This window comes from Klebsiella sp. X13 (assembly GCF_003323835.1).
In the GTDB taxonomy this organism is placed as follows: Bacteria; Pseudomonadota; Gammaproteobacteria; order Enterobacterales; family Enterobacteriaceae; genus Klebsiella; species Klebsiella ornithinolytica.
This window is the reverse complement of record NZ_CP030874.1, coordinates 2095704-2111899: the sequence shown is the minus strand read 5'-3', so window position 1 is coordinate 2111899 and position 16196 is coordinate 2095704. Positions and strand designations below refer to the sequence as shown.

The 16196-nt window shown below is 57.7% G+C and carries 15 protein-coding genes; 7 read left to right on the top strand and 8 right to left on the bottom strand.

Features of this window, described 5'->3' with window-relative positions:
* The first annotated feature begins 59 nt into the window (after positions 1 to 59).
* The gene (locus DSD31_RS10045; protein WP_004863618.1) at positions 60 to 887 is read left to right on the top strand and encodes an MIP/aquaporin family protein; all 828 of its coding nucleotides are present in this window, start codon (positions 60 to 62) and stop codon (positions 885 to 887) included.
* 482 nt (positions 888 to 1369) lie between these two features.
* Here DSD31_RS10045 and DSD31_RS10040 read toward each other — a convergent pair whose 3' ends face one another.
* The 8 genes from DSD31_RS10040 to DSD31_RS10005 all read right to left on the bottom strand — a co-directional run bounded on the left by DSD31_RS10040 (position 1370) and on the right by DSD31_RS10005 (position 10565).
* A complete protein-coding gene (locus tag DSD31_RS10040; protein WP_104896810.1) occupies positions 1370 to 1930 on the bottom strand; it encodes a BMC domain-containing protein in 561 nt (186 codons plus the stop codon).
* A gap of 12 nt (positions 1931 to 1942) precedes the next feature.
* Positions 1943 to 3166 carry a methionine adenosyltransferase gene (metK, locus tag DSD31_RS10035; protein WP_099144284.1) on the bottom strand — a complete coding sequence of 408 codons (1224 nt, stop codon included), beginning with the start codon at positions 3164 to 3166 and terminating at the stop codon, positions 1943 to 1945.
* A 100-nt stretch (positions 3167 to 3266) separates the two neighbouring features.
* Positions 3267 to 4319: a response regulator gene (locus DSD31_RS10030; protein ID WP_004863625.1), complete on the bottom strand. Its 1053-nt coding sequence runs from the start codon at positions 4317 to 4319 to the stop codon at positions 3267 to 3269.
* A gap of 2 nt (positions 4320 to 4321) precedes the next feature.
* A complete protein-coding gene (locus tag DSD31_RS10025) occupies positions 4322 to 5563 on the bottom strand; it encodes a sensor histidine kinase (protein WP_004863628.1) in 1242 nt (413 codons plus the stop codon).
* A 371-nt stretch (positions 5564 to 5934) separates the two neighbouring features.
* Positions 5935 to 6924 (bottom strand): isopenicillin N synthase family dioxygenase, encoded by a 990-nt coding sequence (locus DSD31_RS10020; protein WP_004863630.1) that lies wholly within the window; start codon positions 6922 to 6924, stop codon positions 5935 to 5937.
* A gap of 21 nt (positions 6925 to 6945) precedes the next feature.
* Positions 6946 to 8364, bottom strand: a complete 1419-nt coding sequence (locus DSD31_RS10015; RefSeq protein ID WP_048025098.1) for an amidohydrolase family protein — start codon at positions 8362 to 8364, stop codon at positions 6946 to 6948.
* Between the two features lie 11 nt (positions 8365 to 8375).
* The gene (locus tag DSD31_RS10010) at positions 8376 to 9365 is read right to left on the bottom strand and encodes an ABC transporter substrate-binding protein (RefSeq protein ID WP_004863635.1); all 990 of its coding nucleotides are present in this window, start codon (positions 9363 to 9365) and stop codon (positions 8376 to 8378) included.
* Positions 9366 to 9665: 300 nt separating this feature from the next.
* Positions 9666 to 10565 carry a LysR family transcriptional regulator gene (locus DSD31_RS10005; RefSeq protein WP_004863639.1) on the bottom strand — a complete coding sequence of 300 codons (900 nt, stop codon included), beginning with the start codon at positions 10563 to 10565 and terminating at the stop codon, positions 9666 to 9668.
* A gap of 208 nt (positions 10566 to 10773) precedes the next feature.
* On the opposite strand from DSD31_RS10005, the gene DSD31_RS09995 reads away from it, so the two are divergent.
* From DSD31_RS09995 to DSD31_RS09970, 6 genes are read left to right on the top strand one after another with little or no spacing between them, the layout of a single operon-like run.
* Positions 10774 to 11742: a PDR/VanB family oxidoreductase gene (locus tag DSD31_RS09995; protein WP_064358979.1), complete on the top strand. Its 969-nt coding sequence runs from the start codon at positions 10774 to 10776 to the stop codon at positions 11740 to 11742.
* Between the two features lie 11 nt (positions 11743 to 11753).
* The gene (locus DSD31_RS09990; protein ID WP_004863646.1) at positions 11754 to 13037 is read left to right on the top strand and encodes an amidohydrolase family protein; all 1284 of its coding nucleotides are present in this window, start codon (positions 11754 to 11756) and stop codon (positions 13035 to 13037) included.
* Positions 13027 to 13482 (top strand): RidA family protein, encoded by a 456-nt coding sequence (locus DSD31_RS09985; protein ID WP_004863650.1) that lies wholly within the window; start codon positions 13027 to 13029, stop codon positions 13480 to 13482. The genes DSD31_RS09990 and DSD31_RS09985 overlap by 11 nt, the downstream gene beginning before the upstream one ends.
* Positions 13483 to 13504: 22 nt before the next feature.
* Positions 13505 to 14374: a creatininase family protein gene (locus DSD31_RS09980; RefSeq protein WP_032717136.1), complete on the top strand. Its 870-nt coding sequence runs from the start codon at positions 13505 to 13507 to the stop codon at positions 14372 to 14374.
* Positions 14375 to 14385: 11 nt separating this feature from the next.
* Positions 14386 to 15369 (top strand): ABC transporter substrate-binding protein, encoded by a 984-nt coding sequence (locus DSD31_RS09975; RefSeq protein ID WP_004863655.1) that lies wholly within the window; start codon positions 14386 to 14388, stop codon positions 15367 to 15369.
* Positions 15366 to 16196, top strand: coding sequence for an ABC transporter ATP-binding protein (locus DSD31_RS09970; protein WP_004863658.1), 831 nt, complete (start codon positions 15366 to 15368; stop codon positions 16194 to 16196). Before DSD31_RS09975 ends, DSD31_RS09970 begins: the two co-directional genes overlap by 4 nt.

The window sequence follows — 16196 nt, the reverse complement described above, 5'->3', positions numbered from 1 at the left end:
CCTTGTACCCCAATCGTTAAGAGATGGCATAGCGCATCGCTTAATACAGGAAAAAAACTATGAGTGACTCTCGTGAATCAGTAACCGGACAGTGTATTGCAGAATTTCTTGGTACCGGATTGTTTATGTTTTTCGGCACCAGCGTGCTGTGTGCGGCAAAACTGGCCGGCGCCAGCTTCGGTCTTTGGGAAATCTGCATTGTGTGGGGGCTGGGTATTGCGCTGGCGGTCTACCTGACGGCAGGGATCTCCGGCGCTCATCTTAACCCGGCGGTCACCATCGCCTTATGGATGTTCGCCCGCTTTGAGGCGAAGAAAGTAGCGCCTTATATCCTGGCGCAAATGGCCGGCGCATTTTGCGGTGCCGCTCTGACCTATCTGCTGTACCACAATCTGTTCGCCGACTATGAACAGGCCCACCAGATGGTGCGCGGCAGCCAGGACAGCCTGTATCTGGCCAGCATCTTTTCGACCTATCCGGCGGCAAGCATCAGCGTCTGGCTCGCGGCGCTGGTGGAAATTGTCATTACTTCGATGCTGATTGGCTTGATTATGGCGCTGACCGACGATGGCAACGGGGTGCCAAAAGGGCCGCTTGCGCCGCTGCTGATCGGCCTGCTGGTGGCAGTCATCGGTGCGGCGACCGCCCCGCTAACCGGATTTGCCATGAACCCGGCTCGCGATTTTGGTCCAAAACTGTTTACGTTTCTGAACGGCTGGGGCTCCGTCGCCATGACCGGTGGCAGAGAGATTCCCTACTTCCTCGTACCTTTGATTGCGCCGGTCATCGGTGGAATCCTGGGCGCGGCGATCTACCGCTACGGTATCGGGCGCCATCTCCCCGCCGCCAAAGCCGCCGCGGAGACGGTGAGTCATCCGCTATCCTGATTGACCCGATGCGCCCGCACTCCGCCAGCGCAACACATTGTGGCGGAGTGCTCCACAAACGCCCCTTTTCTGCTCGTGTCACCTGCTCCTCCTCCCCCCAGGCACCTCATCCGATTCTTAGCCGCGCATCCGGGCAGAGCCCGGTTGCTCATCTCTCGCTCGCGTCATCTCCTGGCGCGCAGCAACAAAAAAGCCACCTGCAGGTTAATGCCGATCGTTTAAGGATCAGCTGACCGATCCGGCAGAGGGGTAAGTATCCGCCATTTCAAAGAGATGGCCGGTTTTTTATGCGGCGCTGTCAGGTTTTCAACACGTCTGCAGGCGAGGCAGCCCTCAAGGTCGCGGTTAAGCCAGAGGTTTCGTATTTTCGCGCCAGCCACCGTTTACCGGTATCGTCCTGGCCTGCGATAAAGCAAAAAAATGCGGGTCACCTTGACGTGACCCGCATTAACCCGCAGGTGGCTTAACTGAAATGACAGCGGCTAGCGCCGGGTGTTCTTCGCCCGGGTCCGTGCCGTTTTTTTCTCCTCCTGAGTAGCCTGAACCGCCGACTCATTCTGAGGTTCAGCCTCTGCGCCCACCGGCTGAACCAGCGCCGGGTCAGGTTCCGCCGCCAGCGACGCCGGCAACTCAACGCCCGGGCTCTCCTCAAAAGCCAGGCAGGAGGCGGACTGTACGGGAGACGTAATATTGACCACCGCTATCGTCGCGTCAGGAACTTCCGCGGCGGCAGGCGCTGTCGGTTCAGGAGGCGTGCCGCACGTTTGTGATGAGGCAATCAGGCTATCAATCCCGGTAGCGGTACGCGCAATGACTTTCCAGGCGTAGACCTGCCCGACCCGGCTAGCGGCGGCAACCCCGGCGGAGACGGCGGCGTTCATGGCGCCAACCTCACCGGTTAATTTGATGGTCACCAGCCCGCTGCCCTTGGTCAGCTCATAGCCGACCAGTTCGACATTCGCCGATTTTATTGCGGCATCAGCGGCCTCTACCGCCACCGTTAAGCCAACGGTTTCAATTAAGCCTAAGCTCTGCCCGGACATATCTCTCTCCTGTTATTTTTCATGCAAGGGGGTACACACCGACGCGCACAGCTGACCGGCGGCATCGTCACGCAACCGCGGCGCCTTATCAGTGCGTTCCCAGGGGAAGACTTCCCGACCAAAATGGCCGTAGCAGGCCGTCTGGCGATAGCGCGGCGCCAGCAAATCAAGCTGGCGGATAATGCCATAAACGCTGAGGTCAAAATGACGGTCGACCAGCTGCGTCAGCTGGTTCGCCGACAGACGGGAAGTCCCAAAAGTATTGATGGCGACCGAAACCGGTCGGGAAAGACCGATGGCCCAGGCCAGCTGGACTTCGCATCGCGTCGCCAGCCCGGCGGCAACGATATTTTTTGCCACGTAGCGCGCGGCATAGGCCGCCGAACGATCGACCTTCGACGGATCTTTACCGGAAAACGCCCCGCCGCCGTGGCGCGCTGCGCCGCCATAGGTATCGACAATGATTTTGCGCCCGGTCAGGCCGCAATCCGCAGCGGGCCCACCGTTGATAAACGGCCCCGCTGGATTAATCAGCAGCCGGGTAGCGGGGGTCAGCCAGCGTGCCGGAATAACCGGTTTAATCATCTCTTCCATCACCGCTTCCCGCAGCGTCGCCAGCGGAAGGTCGGCGCGATGCTGCGTGGAGACCACGATGGTGTCAGCATAATGGATCCGTCCGCCGCCATAACGCAGCGTCACCTGGCTCTTGGCATCCGGTAATAGCCCATCCAGCTGGCGCGTTTTACGCAGCTGCGCCTGGCGCGCCATCAGCCGATGGGCATAGAGAACAGGAGCAGGCATGAGCTGCGGCGTTTCATCGCACGCATAGCCGAAGGTTATTCCCTGATCGCCGGCCCCCAGCGAGGCCGGATCGCGGGCGCGGATCCCGTTAGCAATATCGTCAGATTGCCGGCCCAGCATGCTGATAACCGCACAGGTTGCGCCATCAAAGCCTTTCGATGAATGGTCGTAGCCGACAGATTTCACCGTCGCCCGCACAATCTGCTCAAGATCGATACAGGCATCGGTCGATATCTCCCCGGCCACAATCACCGCCCCGGTTTTGACCAGGCACTCGCAGGCCACTTTGGCCCACGGATCTTTGAGTAAACAGGCATCGAGAATGGCGTCAGAAATCTGGTCCGCCATCTTATCCGGATGCCCTTCGGCAACGGATTCAGAAGTAAAGAGGTATTCATCCACGGCAGCGCCACTGTATAAAGAATCGTGTCCCATCTTAGCGGCGCGCGGCGCGGCGACGAGTAAACAATCTTGCCGGGATAGCGGACTTTCTTGCGCTTACGCTGGGGCAAGCGCAAAAAAGACCGGGTGACAATCAGCCCGCCTCGGGCGAGGCGATACGGCGATAATCGGATGGCGCAATGCCGGTCTCTTTCTTGAAGATCCGACAAAAATAGTTCGCATCCTGCCAGGAGAGTTCCAGCGCAATAGTATTCACTTTGAGATCGCTGTAGTGCAGAAGAGATTTGGCGATATTGATTTTTCGGCTGGTAATGTAACTGGAGAACCCGCTGCCGGTACTCTTTTTAAACGCCCGACTCAGATAGCACGGACTGACGAAGGACTCCGCGGCAATATCATCCAGCGTCATGTTGTTAAGCATGTTTTTTTCAATATGGAAACGGGCTCTGGCGACAAAATCCATGCTGCCGCTGGCGCTTTTAAACAGCTGCTCAAAGATCGCGTGGCTGAGATTGAATAACCCTACCATCACCGGCCAGTAGCGGCCGGTGCCCAGACCGTGCTGATGAATGCTATGGATCAGATCGCTATTTTTTTGCCGACACGGGATATATTTATCGCCGAGCCCGGCAAGATGCTGCTGGAGCAATTCCAGGACATCGGTCAGCCTTTTCGCCCCATCGTTATCAGACATGTGTTGCGCGCAGGCCGCATCAAGAATACCGAACAACCAGGTGTGCCAGCCGGGATAATCACAGTTGCCCATCAGATCGCTTATCGTCTGCCGCTGCTCCCGCGTCGCGACAGCCCCCTGTTCATCCACCAGCAAGGTTTTGCGGATCGTATCGCTGAGAATACTCTGCTTAACCGGTTTTAGCAGATAGTCATCCACTTTCAGGCTCAGCATATGGCGCACAATGTCAAAGTCGTCGTTTGCCGTCGTGACGATCACTTTGGTTTGCGTGTTTTTCTGCTTGAGATACTCAATAACCTGATTGCCATTGGGCAGCGGAATGTTGATATCCACCAGCATCATATCGATTTGATTCAGTTCATCGATAAGCTGAATAGCCTTTTTCCCCGTCGACGCCTCATGAATGACAGAATTCTCCACGCAGCGAGAGACGATCCGCTTGAGCGATTCCGACTCAATATACTCATCTTCGACAATAACAATGTTATACATTCTCACACTCCAGACTCAGCTGGCGCCATCGGGAACCGGAGTTTTACCGTGGTGCCGAGCATCGGCTTATGGGGACTGGCAATCTGCAAACCATAGCTTTCACCAAATAACAGCTGCAGGCGATTGTTGATATTATTAATGCCGATCCCGCCTTTCTGTCGATTCTGGTTGCCAGAGAGAATATGTTCAATATCCTCGGGTGAAATGCCATCTCCGTTATCGGCTATCTCGATAATGACATCTTTACCATCATCGGTAGCCCGGAGAATGATGTGGCTTTTGGTTTCACGCGGCTCGACAACATAATTAAAAAAGTTCTCCACCAGCGGCTGAAGAATTAAAAAAGGACAAACCGTTTCATTATATTTTTCAGGAATATCGCAAACATAGTCAAAACGTTCATTCATTCTGACTTTTTGAATGGCCATATAGCAATTGACATAATTCATTTCGCGGCCAAGGGTAATCAGACCATTATTATTTTTGCGCAGTAAATAGCGCATCATATCGGAAAAGTCATGCACCATCGTTTCCGTACGGCTGGCATCTTCGAGAAACGCCAGCCGACCGATCGTATTCAGCACATTAAACAAAAAGTGGGGGTTAATCTGGTAAGACAGCGCCTTGAACTCGGCCTCATGTAATGAACGTTCGATCTCCACGCGTTTACGCAGTTCGCTGGTTAGCTCCTGCTCTTTTTGCCGCAGCTCACGCTGGATGTTGTTGGCATGGGCCTGCTCGACCAGATAAGAGGCAACGTGCAGCAGCGTGTAGGCCGTCGATTCAAAGCGATCGTAGGGCATCCGCGGCGTATTTTCATGCAGATTGATAAGCCAGGGATTCTCTTGCCACAGATGATTATTGTCGAGGATATAGGGGATCGTTTGCTCTTTCTCCGCCTCGACCTTGACCTGCCCTGAAATAAACGCGCCGAGGTAATGACCATTAATCATAATGGGTACCGCAAATTCGACAAAACCGCAGTAGCAGCGATAGACCACCGGTTCACCGGCGAGCATTGCCGCCCGCCCTCCGGCGCTGTCGCTGTCATAGCAGTGGCGGGCCAGGGTGGCATTCATTCTTGATCGGGCGCAAAAATCGGAGAAACCGCTCGCCTGGGTGACCGGAATACCGTCCTGGTCGACCACCACCAGCGCAATCATCATCGATTGACTAAAATTGTCCTGCAGCGTTTGCAAACGGTCAACATCAAGAAATTCGTGTAATTTGTATTTATTTTTCATGATATCCACCACCTCAAGTCAAATGCCGTTAAACCATACCCTATTTAGCATTTTAAAATGATGAAACCGCTCACAAACAAAAAATGAGTTGTATGAGAATTGTTAATGCGGTGATTACGTTGCTTCTGTTTTTATTATATTAATTAACATTCATCGGCATGCGATAATATAATCCGGGCACAACGATGGCCAAATAAAAGAGAGGCACTCACTAACTGGCTACTGTTCAGACGATTAAATTGAACAGCGCTATGAAATTGTTCTTTTGCGAATATCCGCTATTGATGACCGTAAAATCCCATGCCGCGGCGTGGGATTTTACGGGATGCCCGTTTCAGAAAAAGCCGCGCAACGCCAGCCGTCGGGAAAGTCTATCCTTTGGCAAAATTGGCCTGGATACGCTGCTGCAGATAGGCCTCTGCGGTAATCGGCGGGTATTTCGCCTGCGGCCCGAGGATCTCGACATCTTTATTGGCCTGACAGAAAAACGCCAGGCTATAGCGCGGTCCCTGATACTCATGGGCAAGCGGGCTTCTCACCCGGTGGAAGTTCGAGGGGAGCTGGTCGTCGCTCCAGCGCATCAGCATATCGCCGATATTACAGGTGATCACCTCCTCGCGAGGCTCAATGCTGGTCCACTGCTGGCTCTCGCGGTCCTTACCCGGACACACCTGCAGACCGCCCTGCCCCGGACGCTGGAACAACAGCGTCAGGCAGTCAAAATCCGTATGGGCGCCGGCGCGCCACATCCCCTGCTGCGCCCGCTCGCTGGCGTAGTAGTGCAGCATACGCAATGTGCTCTGGTAGGTCTCACGATCCGGATCGTGAGCGGTGGTGAAAAACGACTCCGCAAATCCCAGCTTAAGGGCAAAGCATGACAGCAGCTTCATCCCCAGCTGCCAGCACCGGGATTCAAACTCCAGCATCGTCTTTCTGAACGCCGGGAGCTGCTGGTCGCTGGGCCACAGCCCCGCCATCAGCGGACGGGTAATCTGGTACGACTCTTTTTGATCCGGGGTCTTCGTCGATGGCCGGACCTGCGCCTTGCTTTCCCAACCGGCATTGCGGGCCAGCGGATACTGCCCTTTCACCTCATCGGGCAGGGCGAAAAACGCCTCGGTCATGCTGAATGCCTGGCGAATTTCCGCCAGCGGAATACCGTGATGACTGACCTGAAAGAAGCCAATCTCCACTGCCGCCTCCCATAGCCGATCGGCAATCTCACTTTTCCTCTCCTCAAAATTTGAGAGATCGATACAGCGCACTTCGCGGGTAAATGTCTCTTCCCCCGGCGCGCCCATCAGCGCCTCTTTCTCCAGTTCCTGTAATGCATAGCCCTGATTTTGAACAGATTGCGTCATTATGATTGTCCTGTATTGGGTTTAAACAGCCGCCCGCTGTTGTAGGGTTCGTACCGCCGCCAGCGCGTCGCGACGCATGGCGTCAAGATCCACGCCGGGGATCACATCCTCCTCAACGATCGGCCGGCCATTGAGCAGCAGCGCTTTCAGGGAGGCCCGACCGCCGCAGGCCACCGGGCCAATCGCGATATCGTGCAGCCCGAAGTAGCGCGGATCGTCGAGGCGATAAATCGCTAAATCCGCCTGCATCCCGACGCTGATGGTGCCGCACTGCGGCAAGCCGAGGATGTGTGCGCCGCCCGCGCTTCCCCAGCGCACCACATCCTCCACCGTGGCGGCGTCAGCACCGCCCTCAAAGGTACCGCCAGCGTAGCGCGGCTGCGCCAGCATGCCCTTACGCGCTCGTTGCAACAGCCATGCAGCATGGGCTTCGCTTTGCATATCCGCCGCTTCATTGGAGGCGGCGCCGTCCACGCCCAGCGATACCGGCACCCCGGCCTTTTCCAGCGCCAGCAAATCCGCGATCCCGCTTCCCAACCGCCCGTTGCTTTGCGGACAATGGGCGATGCCGGTGCCGGTTTGCCCAAGCAGCGCGATCTCTTCCGGCAACAGCTTCACCAGATGAGCAAACCACACGTCATTTCCCAGCCAGTCGTGTTCGGCGCAGAACTGGACCGGCGTCATCGCGAACTTCTCCCGCGCGGCATCCAGATAATCCACGGTTTCCGACAAATGGCTGTGCAGCCGAATGCCCAGGTGACGAGCCAGTTTGGCCATCTCCCGCAGCTGAGCGCCCGGTGCAGAATGCAGCACGGTGGTGGGCGCCATCACCACCCTCCGCAGGGAACCGGCGTCAGGGCGGTGATAGCGTTTGACTAGCCGTTCAATATCCGCCATATAGCCATCGAAGGTTTCAGGACGCAGCGCGACCGGCAGATCCTGCTCAACGGCCCGCCCCTGGGTTGCGCCTCCGCGACACAGAACAATGCGCATGCCCAGCGCCTCGCCTTCGCTAAATACAATCTCCGAGGTATCGAAGGGCATATCGGGCCAGTATAAATAGTTGTGATCCGCGACGGTGGCGCATCCCGATCGCAGCAGCTCCACCAGCCCGACGCGTACCGCCAGACGGAAAGTGTGCTCATCGAACGCGGCGCGAAACCGGTACGGCGTGGCGCTCAGCCATGCCGTCAGGCTCTGATTCAGCCCCTGAGGCTCGCCCTTTAACAGCGACTGGAACAGATGGTGATGCGTATTCACCCATGCCGGATAGACCACGCAGTCCCGGGCATCGATCTGTCGCTCCTCCGGCAGCGCCGCCAGCGAACCGATGGCGGCGATAACGCCATCGTGGATACGGATATCCGGCCCGGCCAGCCGCGCGGCATCCCCCGGGAGACCGCTGAGAATGGCATGCGCGTTTTTAATCACTAATGACATAGCGTCACTCCTCAGGGTTTAATCTGCATAGTCTGCACAAACTCGGTGGTATAGGCCTGCTTCCAGTCGGTAGCGGCATCCAGCAGGTTGGCGCTGACCATAAAATCACGGGTCTTCCGCCAGCGCGTTTCCGTCATCGTCCCCCAGCCCTCGCTGGCGGCGTCGCCGCCATCAATCAGATGATGCTGGCGGATTTGCGTGACGGCCCAGGCCAGCAGATCGTCGGTCATTTTGGGGTTATCTTTTTTAATCAACGCATTTCCCGGGGCCGGGTTGTTCAGGTAGCTCACCCAGCCTTCCATCGACGCGCGGACAAACTTTGCCAGCGCCGCGTTACGGTCGGCGATGGTTTCCGGACGGGCAATCAGAATGCCGCCGTAGGGGGGATAGCCGTGTTCGGAAAACAGGAAGAAGTTTGATTTCACGCCCGCCTTTTGCACCTGGAAAACCTCGGAACTGACGTAGGCTTGCTGGGCGACGTTGTCATCCGCGACAAAGGGTTGAATATTGAAGGTATAGGGTCGGGCCTGGGCATCATTCAGTTGATACTGCCCCTTCAGCCACGGCCACCACGTTGCCTGACCGGAGCTGGAGACCAGAATGGTTTTCCCTTTCAGTCCCTCCAGTGAAGCGACATCGGTATGGGTCAGCAGTCCCTGGGGATCATACTGAAAGGGAGCAGCAATGGCTTTGGCCTGGAATCCCCGCTGAATGCCTTCCAGCAGCTGCAGATCGTAGCCGATAATAACGTCCGCCCGTTTTGATAGCAGCAGCTGCATGCCGTTAACCTGGGGGCCTCCGGAGCGAATGTCGACCTCCAGGCCATATTTTTTGTAGATCCCCGTCGCCTGCGCCTGATAATAGCCGCCCTGCTCCGCCTGGGCGTACCAGGAGGTCAGCAAAACAATTTTCTCCTCGGCCTCAACGGCCAGAGACATACCGCTCAGGGCCACCAGACCCAGCACACGGTAGCCCCAGGGAGTGCGTGAACGTATTTTCATTGCCCCTCTCCTCATAACGCCGGGAAAGAGGACGAGCGGACAACGGCTCAGCCTCCCACCCCGGTCAACGTTGAACCGCGAAATGGTTACTGAGCAATGTCCCGTACGGATAAATCGTACTGACCGCTTCTACTCATATTCCGTTATACAAAAACGATGCCAGGTACGATCGGCATCCGTCATCTCACGACCCCCCCGCAGGAATGCGCTGTTCCAGCGACCCGCTTATGCAACCTTTGATTCATCAACACACAAAGCGCACCATAATGGTGCATTAGTGGATTGTTTTAGTGCCGGGTATCAAATCTGACTGAAGAGAATTTCCAGCTGCTTGAGCATCATGGAGGCAGCCAGCGACAGCTGCCGGGCGGGGGATACGCACAGCGCCAGCGTGAAGGGTTTAAGCTGCGGATCGGTCAACGGAATAAACGCCAGCTGGCCGGACTGAATCTCATCCAGAATATCAAGACGACACAAAATACCGATTCCCATCTGCTCTTTTATCAGGGTTCTTATCATATGAATGTTATTAGAAACAGCCACTTCCCTAACCTCATTGCCGCTGATATTCACCAGCGCTTCCACCGGCTCGCTGATCATCAGCGGCGCGGAAGGAATGATAAACGGGTACTCGATGCACTGATTAAATCGTACGGTGCTGCGGCTTTCCAACGGGTGGCCTTTGGGCACCACGATCCCGATATTCATTTCGGCAAAGGCCCGGACCTGCAGTTCGCGGGAACTTTGGGGGTTGAGCATGATACCAAAATCCGCCTCGCCCGAGATCAGCGCCTGCTGGATGTTGATATTGTTCATGGTGGTTAATGTAAACGAAATGTTGGGGTAATGGTTATGCACCTCCTTCAGCATCGCCGAAAAGAAATGCCGGTTAATGGCATCGATAGTGGCGATGCGCACATGCCCGCGCCGCAGCCCGCGCAGGTCATCCAGCTGCTCGCACACCCGGGTAAAGTCCTTTTTCCAGTTATTTGCCGCGTGCAGGAGCAGCTCCCCGGCGGCCGTCAGGCGCAGTCCCGTCGGATGGCGCTCGAATAGCGGCATCGCCAGCTCATTTTCGACGCGCAAAATCTGACGATCGATGGAAGACGCCGAGACATGCAGCGCCTCTGACGCTTTACGAAACGACCCCTGACGGGCCACTTCGGTGAAATACAGCAGAAAACGGGAGAATGCAAACATGGTCTGGGTGCTCTCTTTTTTGCAACGGGTTGTGCGAATCAAAGCTCTGGACGCAACAGTTTTATCACAATACCGTAGCATTCATAGCGGAGAAACAATCGTTTCACCAATTAACTCACCTGGCGGACAGCCTACGGCGCAGGGCATTTTCTCCCTTCGCTGACTCAGGCCGCCCTGCAGACAGCTTAATATGGGATGGTAAACGTTAATGAAAGACGGCGATCTGATTCCTGTATCGGTCAAGGAAATAAGCCTGAACGGGCAGAGTAATCTGTCATTAAAATTTATTCCCGAAGGCGGGAAAATATTACCCGGCTATTCTGCGGGAGCCCATATCGATATTATGATTCCGGGCGTCGGCCCGCGGCAATATTCCCTCTGCGGGATGCCTGACCACCGCCAGAGTTATGAAGTCTGCGTCAAGCTCGGAGATATCTCCTCCGGCGGCTCCCGCTATTTGCATCATGCGCTTAAGCCCGGCGACCGACTCACCATCTCCCGTCCACGCAACCATTTTCCACTGCCGGCAGCCGGACGTTACCTGCTGCTGGCCGGCGGCATCGGTATCACTCCTCTGCTGGCGATGGCTGAAGAGATAGCACGGCAACATATTGATTTTGAAATACATTATTATGTCTCCACCGCCCGTCACGTGGCCTTTGCCGCGCGGCTGGAGCGGCTCTCTGCGACGGGAAAGATCGTTATCCATTGCAGCGACGAGGGTGACTCTTTGCGCCGGGAGATCCCCGCCTGTTTAACCGCGCCTGACGTCGATACGGCGGTCATTGCCTGCGGCCCGGACGGCTTTATTCAGCGGCTACAGGATATGATGCCAATATATGGCTGGCAGGCCTCGCAATTCTCATTTGAACGTTTTACCTCCGGCGGGCTGAATCATGATGTGGAGAATAAAGGTTTTTATATTGAGCTGGCGTCAACCGGCCAGCGCCTGCAGGTTGCGCCGGAACAAACCATCGCCGAGGTATTATTGCACGCCAACGTCGAGGTCATGCTCTCCTGCGAGCAGGGGATCTGCGGCTCCTGTATTACCGACGTTATCGACGGCATTCCTGAGCACCGGGATAGCGTCCTGACGGCGGAAGAAAAAGCCGGGAACCGTCAGATTACCCTGTGCTGCTCGCGGGCGAAAACGCCGGTTCTGGTTCTCGACCTGTGAGGAGAGCGACGATGCACATTCCCTCCCCCCACACGCCGCTTGCCGGCGTCAGCAACGCCCGTCTCCCGGCATGGGCGCTACCTGCGGGTTGGCCAACGGAGCATAACGGCACGCCGCTGACCGCGGACCTGACCTTTGCCGACGGGCAGATCGCGACGATAGCGCCATCCGGCCAGGCGAATCACGGCTTATGGGATCTCGGTGGAGCGCTGACGCTGCCCGGCCTTGTTGAACCCCATGCCCATCTGGATAAGACCTATACCATTGAACGCTGCCGTCCGTCGGAACCCGGTCTACTGGCCGCTATTCGCGCCATGCACGAGGATCGCCGGCACTGGACCGCACAGGATCTCCAGCGCCGTGCGTCCGCCGCACTGGCCCGGGCGGCGGCCAATGGCGTCACTCATCTGCGCACCCATATTGACTGGTTCACCGCCGCCGCGCCTGACGCCTGGCAGGAGATCGCCCGCCTGGACCATCCCGGCATCAGCGTCGAGCGGGTGGCTTTGGTGCCGCTGGGACTGTTTGCCGATCCGGCCGCCGCGGAGGCCATCGCGCAGACGGTGGCCGAAGGCGGCGAGGGCTGCTTGCTCGGCGGGTTTGTCCACTCCTCTAACTGGGATCCCGCGGCGATGGAAAACCTGCTGCGCAGCGCGACGCGCTGGCGGTTGGATCTGGATCTGCATATCGATGAGGAGCTCAGCGACAATCCGCGGGGGTTGGCCTGGCTGGCGGAGTACCTCTCCCGCCACGCTTTTCCGGGACGCCTCTGCTGCAGCCACGGCTGCGCCCTGGCCTGCGGCAGCGAAGAGCAGGCGGAGAAGATCCTGCGCCAGCTGGCGGCCCACTCCGTCACCCTTATCGCCCTGCCGATGACCAACCTGCTGCTACAGGATGCGGTTACTGGCCGCACGCCGCGCCAGCGGGGGATCACGTTGCTTCAGGAGGCCCGCTGCGCCGGCGTTGCCACCCTCCTCGGCTGCGACAATGTGCAGGACGCTTTCTGCCCGGCGGGGAGCTATGACCCGCTGGATACCCTGGCCTGCGGCCTGTTCAGCGCCCAGCTCAGCGACGTTTTCGACCGTCAGTCGCAGCTGATTTGCGATCGGGCGGCGTTAACCGGTGCGCCGGCAGACGCTGCGCCTTTCGCCGTCGGCAACGCGGCCAGCGTGGTGATTTTCCCGGGTAGCGACAGGTTTACCTGGCCTTTAAACAGTGCAGCTCGTCTGGTGATTAACCGCGGCAGGTTAACCCACCAGCGGGTGTGGCGACAGGAGATGACGTATGAGTCTTGAAGCAGGCGCGGGCGCTCCGCTGGCGCGGTATGCCGCCTGGCGCAGAGCCGGCGAGTTTATTTTTCTCTCCGGCATTATTCCGGTCAATCCGCTGAACGGCACCATCGTCAACGGCTTTCAGGATGTGCCGGAGGAGGTGCGGGAGCTGCTGGGGCAAACGGGCGAGTTTTCGACGGATGCCAAACAGGGCCCGATTCTGGCCCAGAGCTGGTACGTGCTGGAAAGCATCCGCCGGACCGTGGAGTCCGCGGGCGGGCAGATGAGCGACGTCATCAAGCTGGTGCAGTACTTTCGCAACCTCGACCATTTTCCCTATTACAGCCGGGTAAGAAAGCTGTTTTACCCCGACCAGCCGCCGGTGTCGACCGTGGTACAGGTCAGCGAAATGCTGCCCGACGCCACGGTGCTGATTGAAGTCGAAGCGACGGTCTGGTTACCCCAATAATTCTCGACCCAGAGGCACAGCGATGATCAACGGTTATATTCCTGCAGAGCGCTTTCTCCCTTTTCTGAGCTGGACGGCGATTGCCGCCCTGCCGGACAAAAGCAATACGGTTATCGTGCTCCCCACCGGAGCCATCGAGCAACACGGTCCGCATCTGCCCTGTTCCGTGGACAGCGTGATCTCTTCCGGCGTGGCGGGACATGCCCTCGCCCGGCTGCCGGCGGATATCCCGGCCTACGCCATCCCGCCGATTACCTACGGAAAGTCCGACGAGCATCTGCATTTTCCCGGTACCCTGACCCTGAGCGGCGACACGCTGCTGCATACCCTCCTTGAGATAGCCGAATCCCTGTATCGCGCCGGCTTTCGCAAGCTACTGATGATCAACGGTCACGGCGGACAGCCGCAGGTGCTGCAGATGGCCTCCCGGGAAATGCGCCTGCGTCATGGCGATATGATCATCATCGCGCACGACGTGTTCAACGTCCCCAATAGCGAAAAGCAGTTTCTCAGCCCTCAGGAACAAAAAATGGCGATGCACGCGGGCCATAGCGAGACGGCGCTAATGCTGGCCCTTGCGCCGGAGTGCGTTCATATGGAGCGCGCCGTCGCCAACTTTCCGCCGCCGTTCCCCTGCCCGACCCTGTCAAAAGGCCGCCCCGCGGCGGCCTGGGCTTCCTTCGATTTTGGCCCCAGCGGCGTTATCGGCGACCCGACCCCGGCGACTCTGGAGCAGGGCCAGGGGTTACTCGAATCCCTGGCCGTCAGCTGGGCGCAGGCGATTAGCGAAGTCCACCGCATGGAGTGGGTCGTACGTCACGAAGCGAGCTGGGGAAAACACCACTGGAACGGCTTTGTGCAGTCCGCCCCCTCCTCTTCCGTTGCTGAGTAAAAGGAACTCTGATGAAAAATATGCGTACTCCGGCTTACACGATGCTGGCCCTTACGGCCATCGCCGCCTCTGCATCCTGCCTCGCGGCGGAAAAATTTACTTTCCTGACCAACTGGTATGCCCAGGCGGAACACGGTGGTTTCTATCAGGCCCAGGCCAAGGGGCTGTATAAAAACGCCGGCCTCGATGTCGAGATTAAAATGGGCGGCCCGCAGATCAACGTCATGCAACTGATGGCAGCGGGTCAGGCGGACTGCACCCTCGGCGATAACGGCCAGGCGCTGGAGACCTGGCAGGCCGGCGTGCACGCCGTCACCGTCGCCACCGTTTTCCAGCATTCGCCGACGGTATTTATCACCCATGATAAGGTGAATAACCCGGCAGAATTAAAAGATAAAACCTTCTTGCTCGCTACCGAAGCCTATACCTCTTTCTGGCCGTGGGCGAAGAGCGAACTGGGGCTGGGCAACACCAAAGTGCGCCCCTATACCTTCAACGTTCAGCCGTTCCTGGCGGATAAAAATCTGGTGCAGCAGGGCTACGTAACCTCCGAGCCGTTCTCCGTCGCCAAAGGGGGGCAGCCGTTCTACGTCTATCCGCTCAGCGACTGGGGCTACCCTCCCTACGGCAACTCGATTATCTGTATGGCCGACACCATCAAGAAGCGCCCGGCGGCCGTAGCGGCATTCGTCAAAGCCTCGATGGAAGGCTGGAAAAGCTATCTTCAGGATCCCATTGCCGGTAATCAACTGATTAGCAAAGCGAACCCGCAAATGGGCGCCGAGCAGATCGCCTTTGGCATAGCCCAGATGAAGAAATATCAGCTGGTCACCGGCGGCGATGCGATGACCGACGGCATCGGTATCATCACCCAACCGCGGCTGAAAAAAACCTGGGACATGCTGGTGAAAAACAAGCTGATCGACGCCAGCAAAGTACCTTTTGAGCAGACCTATACCCTGGATATGGTCAAAGATGCCGGAGTCATGCCATGAATACCGCCCCTAAACTCACCGTCATGAGCGACAGTCGCTTCGCCCAGGCGCCCGCGACGCCGGCCATCGAAGTACTCTCGGCGGAAAAAATTTACAGCAACGGCACCCGGGCGCTGCTGCCCGTCAATCTGACCATCAATCAGGGCGAGTTTGTGACCCTGCTCGGTCCCTCCGGCTGCGGGAAGAGCACCTTGTTGAAGATGGTCGCCGGTCTGGTGGAACCCAGCGACGGTAAGCTGATGCTGTGGCGTCGCGACAGCCGGGAAAAAGCCCAGCTTCCCCTCTCTTTCGTCTTCCAGGAAGCCACGTTGATGCCCTGGAGCAGCGTCCATAGCAACGTCCGGCTGCCCCTGGATCTTGCCGGCGTCCCACGAGCAGAAGCCAACACCCGGGTGAGCGAAGCCCTTGAGCTGGTGGGGCTGGGCAAGTTCGCCAACGTCCTGCCGCGCGAACTCTCCGGCGGCATGCAGATGCGCGTCTCCATCGCCCGTGGTCTGGTGACGCGGCCAAAACTGCTGCTGATGGATGAACCCTTCGGCGCGCTGGATGAAATTACGCGCAATAAGCTCGATAGCGATCTGCTGCGTCTCTGGCAAGAGCAAAACCTGACGGTGGTGTTCGTCACCCATTCGATCCATGAAGCGGTATTCCTCTCTCAGCGGGTGATTATGATGGCGGCCCGCCCCGGCCGGGTGGTCGAAGATATCGCCATCCGGGAGCCGTTCCCACGCAGCGAGGAGTTCCGCGTCAGCCCGACATTTTCCCACTATGCCCGGCAGTTGCAGGACAGCCTCTTACAGGCAAGCCAATCCGGTATGGAGCCATAA

Bases quoted from the DNA above. Each gene is read 5' to 3' on its own strand.
- DSD31_RS09975 (WP_004863655.1), top strand. From the start codon at position 14,386: ATGAAAAATATGCGTACTCCGGCTTACACGATGCTGGCCCTTACGGCC.
- DSD31_RS09980 (WP_032717136.1), top strand. From the start codon at position 13,505: ATGATCAACGGTTATATTCCTGCAGAGCGCTTTCTCCCTTTTCTGAGC.
- DSD31_RS09970 (WP_004863658.1), top strand. From the start codon at position 15,366: ATGAATACCGCCCCTAAACTCACCGTCATGAGCGACAGTCGCTTCGCC.
- DSD31_RS10040 (WP_104896810.1), bottom strand. From the start codon at position 1,930: ATGTCCGGGCAGAGCTTAGGCTTAATTGAAACCGTTGGCTTAACGGTG.
- DSD31_RS10010 (WP_004863635.1), bottom strand. From the start codon at position 9,365: ATGAAAATACGTTCACGCACTCCCTGGGGCTACCGTGTGCTGGGTCTG.
- DSD31_RS09990 (WP_004863646.1), top strand. From the start codon at position 11,754: ATGCACATTCCCTCCCCCCACACGCCGCTTGCCGGCGTCAGCAACGCC.
- DSD31_RS10025 (WP_004863628.1), bottom strand. From the start codon at position 5,563: ATGAAAAATAAATACAAATTACACGAATTTCTTGATGTTGACCGTTTG.
- DSD31_RS09985 (WP_004863650.1), top strand. From the start codon at position 13,027: ATGAGTCTTGAAGCAGGCGCGGGCGCTCCGCTGGCGCGGTATGCCGCC.
- DSD31_RS10020 (WP_004863630.1), bottom strand. From the start codon at position 6,924: ATGACGCAATCTGTTCAAAATCAGGGCTATGCATTACAGGAACTGGAG.
- DSD31_RS10005 (WP_004863639.1), bottom strand. From the start codon at position 10,565: ATGTTTGCATTCTCCCGTTTTCTGCTGTATTTCACCGAAGTGGCCCGT.
- metK (WP_099144284.1), bottom strand. From the start codon at position 3,166: ATGGGACACGATTCTTTATACAGTGGCGCTGCCGTGGATGAATACCTC.
- DSD31_RS09995 (WP_064358979.1), top strand. From the start codon at position 10,774: ATGAAAGACGGCGATCTGATTCCTGTATCGGTCAAGGAAATAAGCCTG.
- DSD31_RS10045 (WP_004863618.1), top strand. From the start codon at position 60: ATGAGTGACTCTCGTGAATCAGTAACCGGACAGTGTATTGCAGAATTT.
- DSD31_RS10015 (WP_048025098.1), bottom strand. From the start codon at position 8,364: ATGTCATTAGTGATTAAAAACGCGCATGCCATTCTCAGCGGTCTCCCG.
- DSD31_RS10030 (WP_004863625.1), bottom strand. From the start codon at position 4,319: ATGTATAACATTGTTATTGTCGAAGATGAGTATATTGAGTCGGAATCG.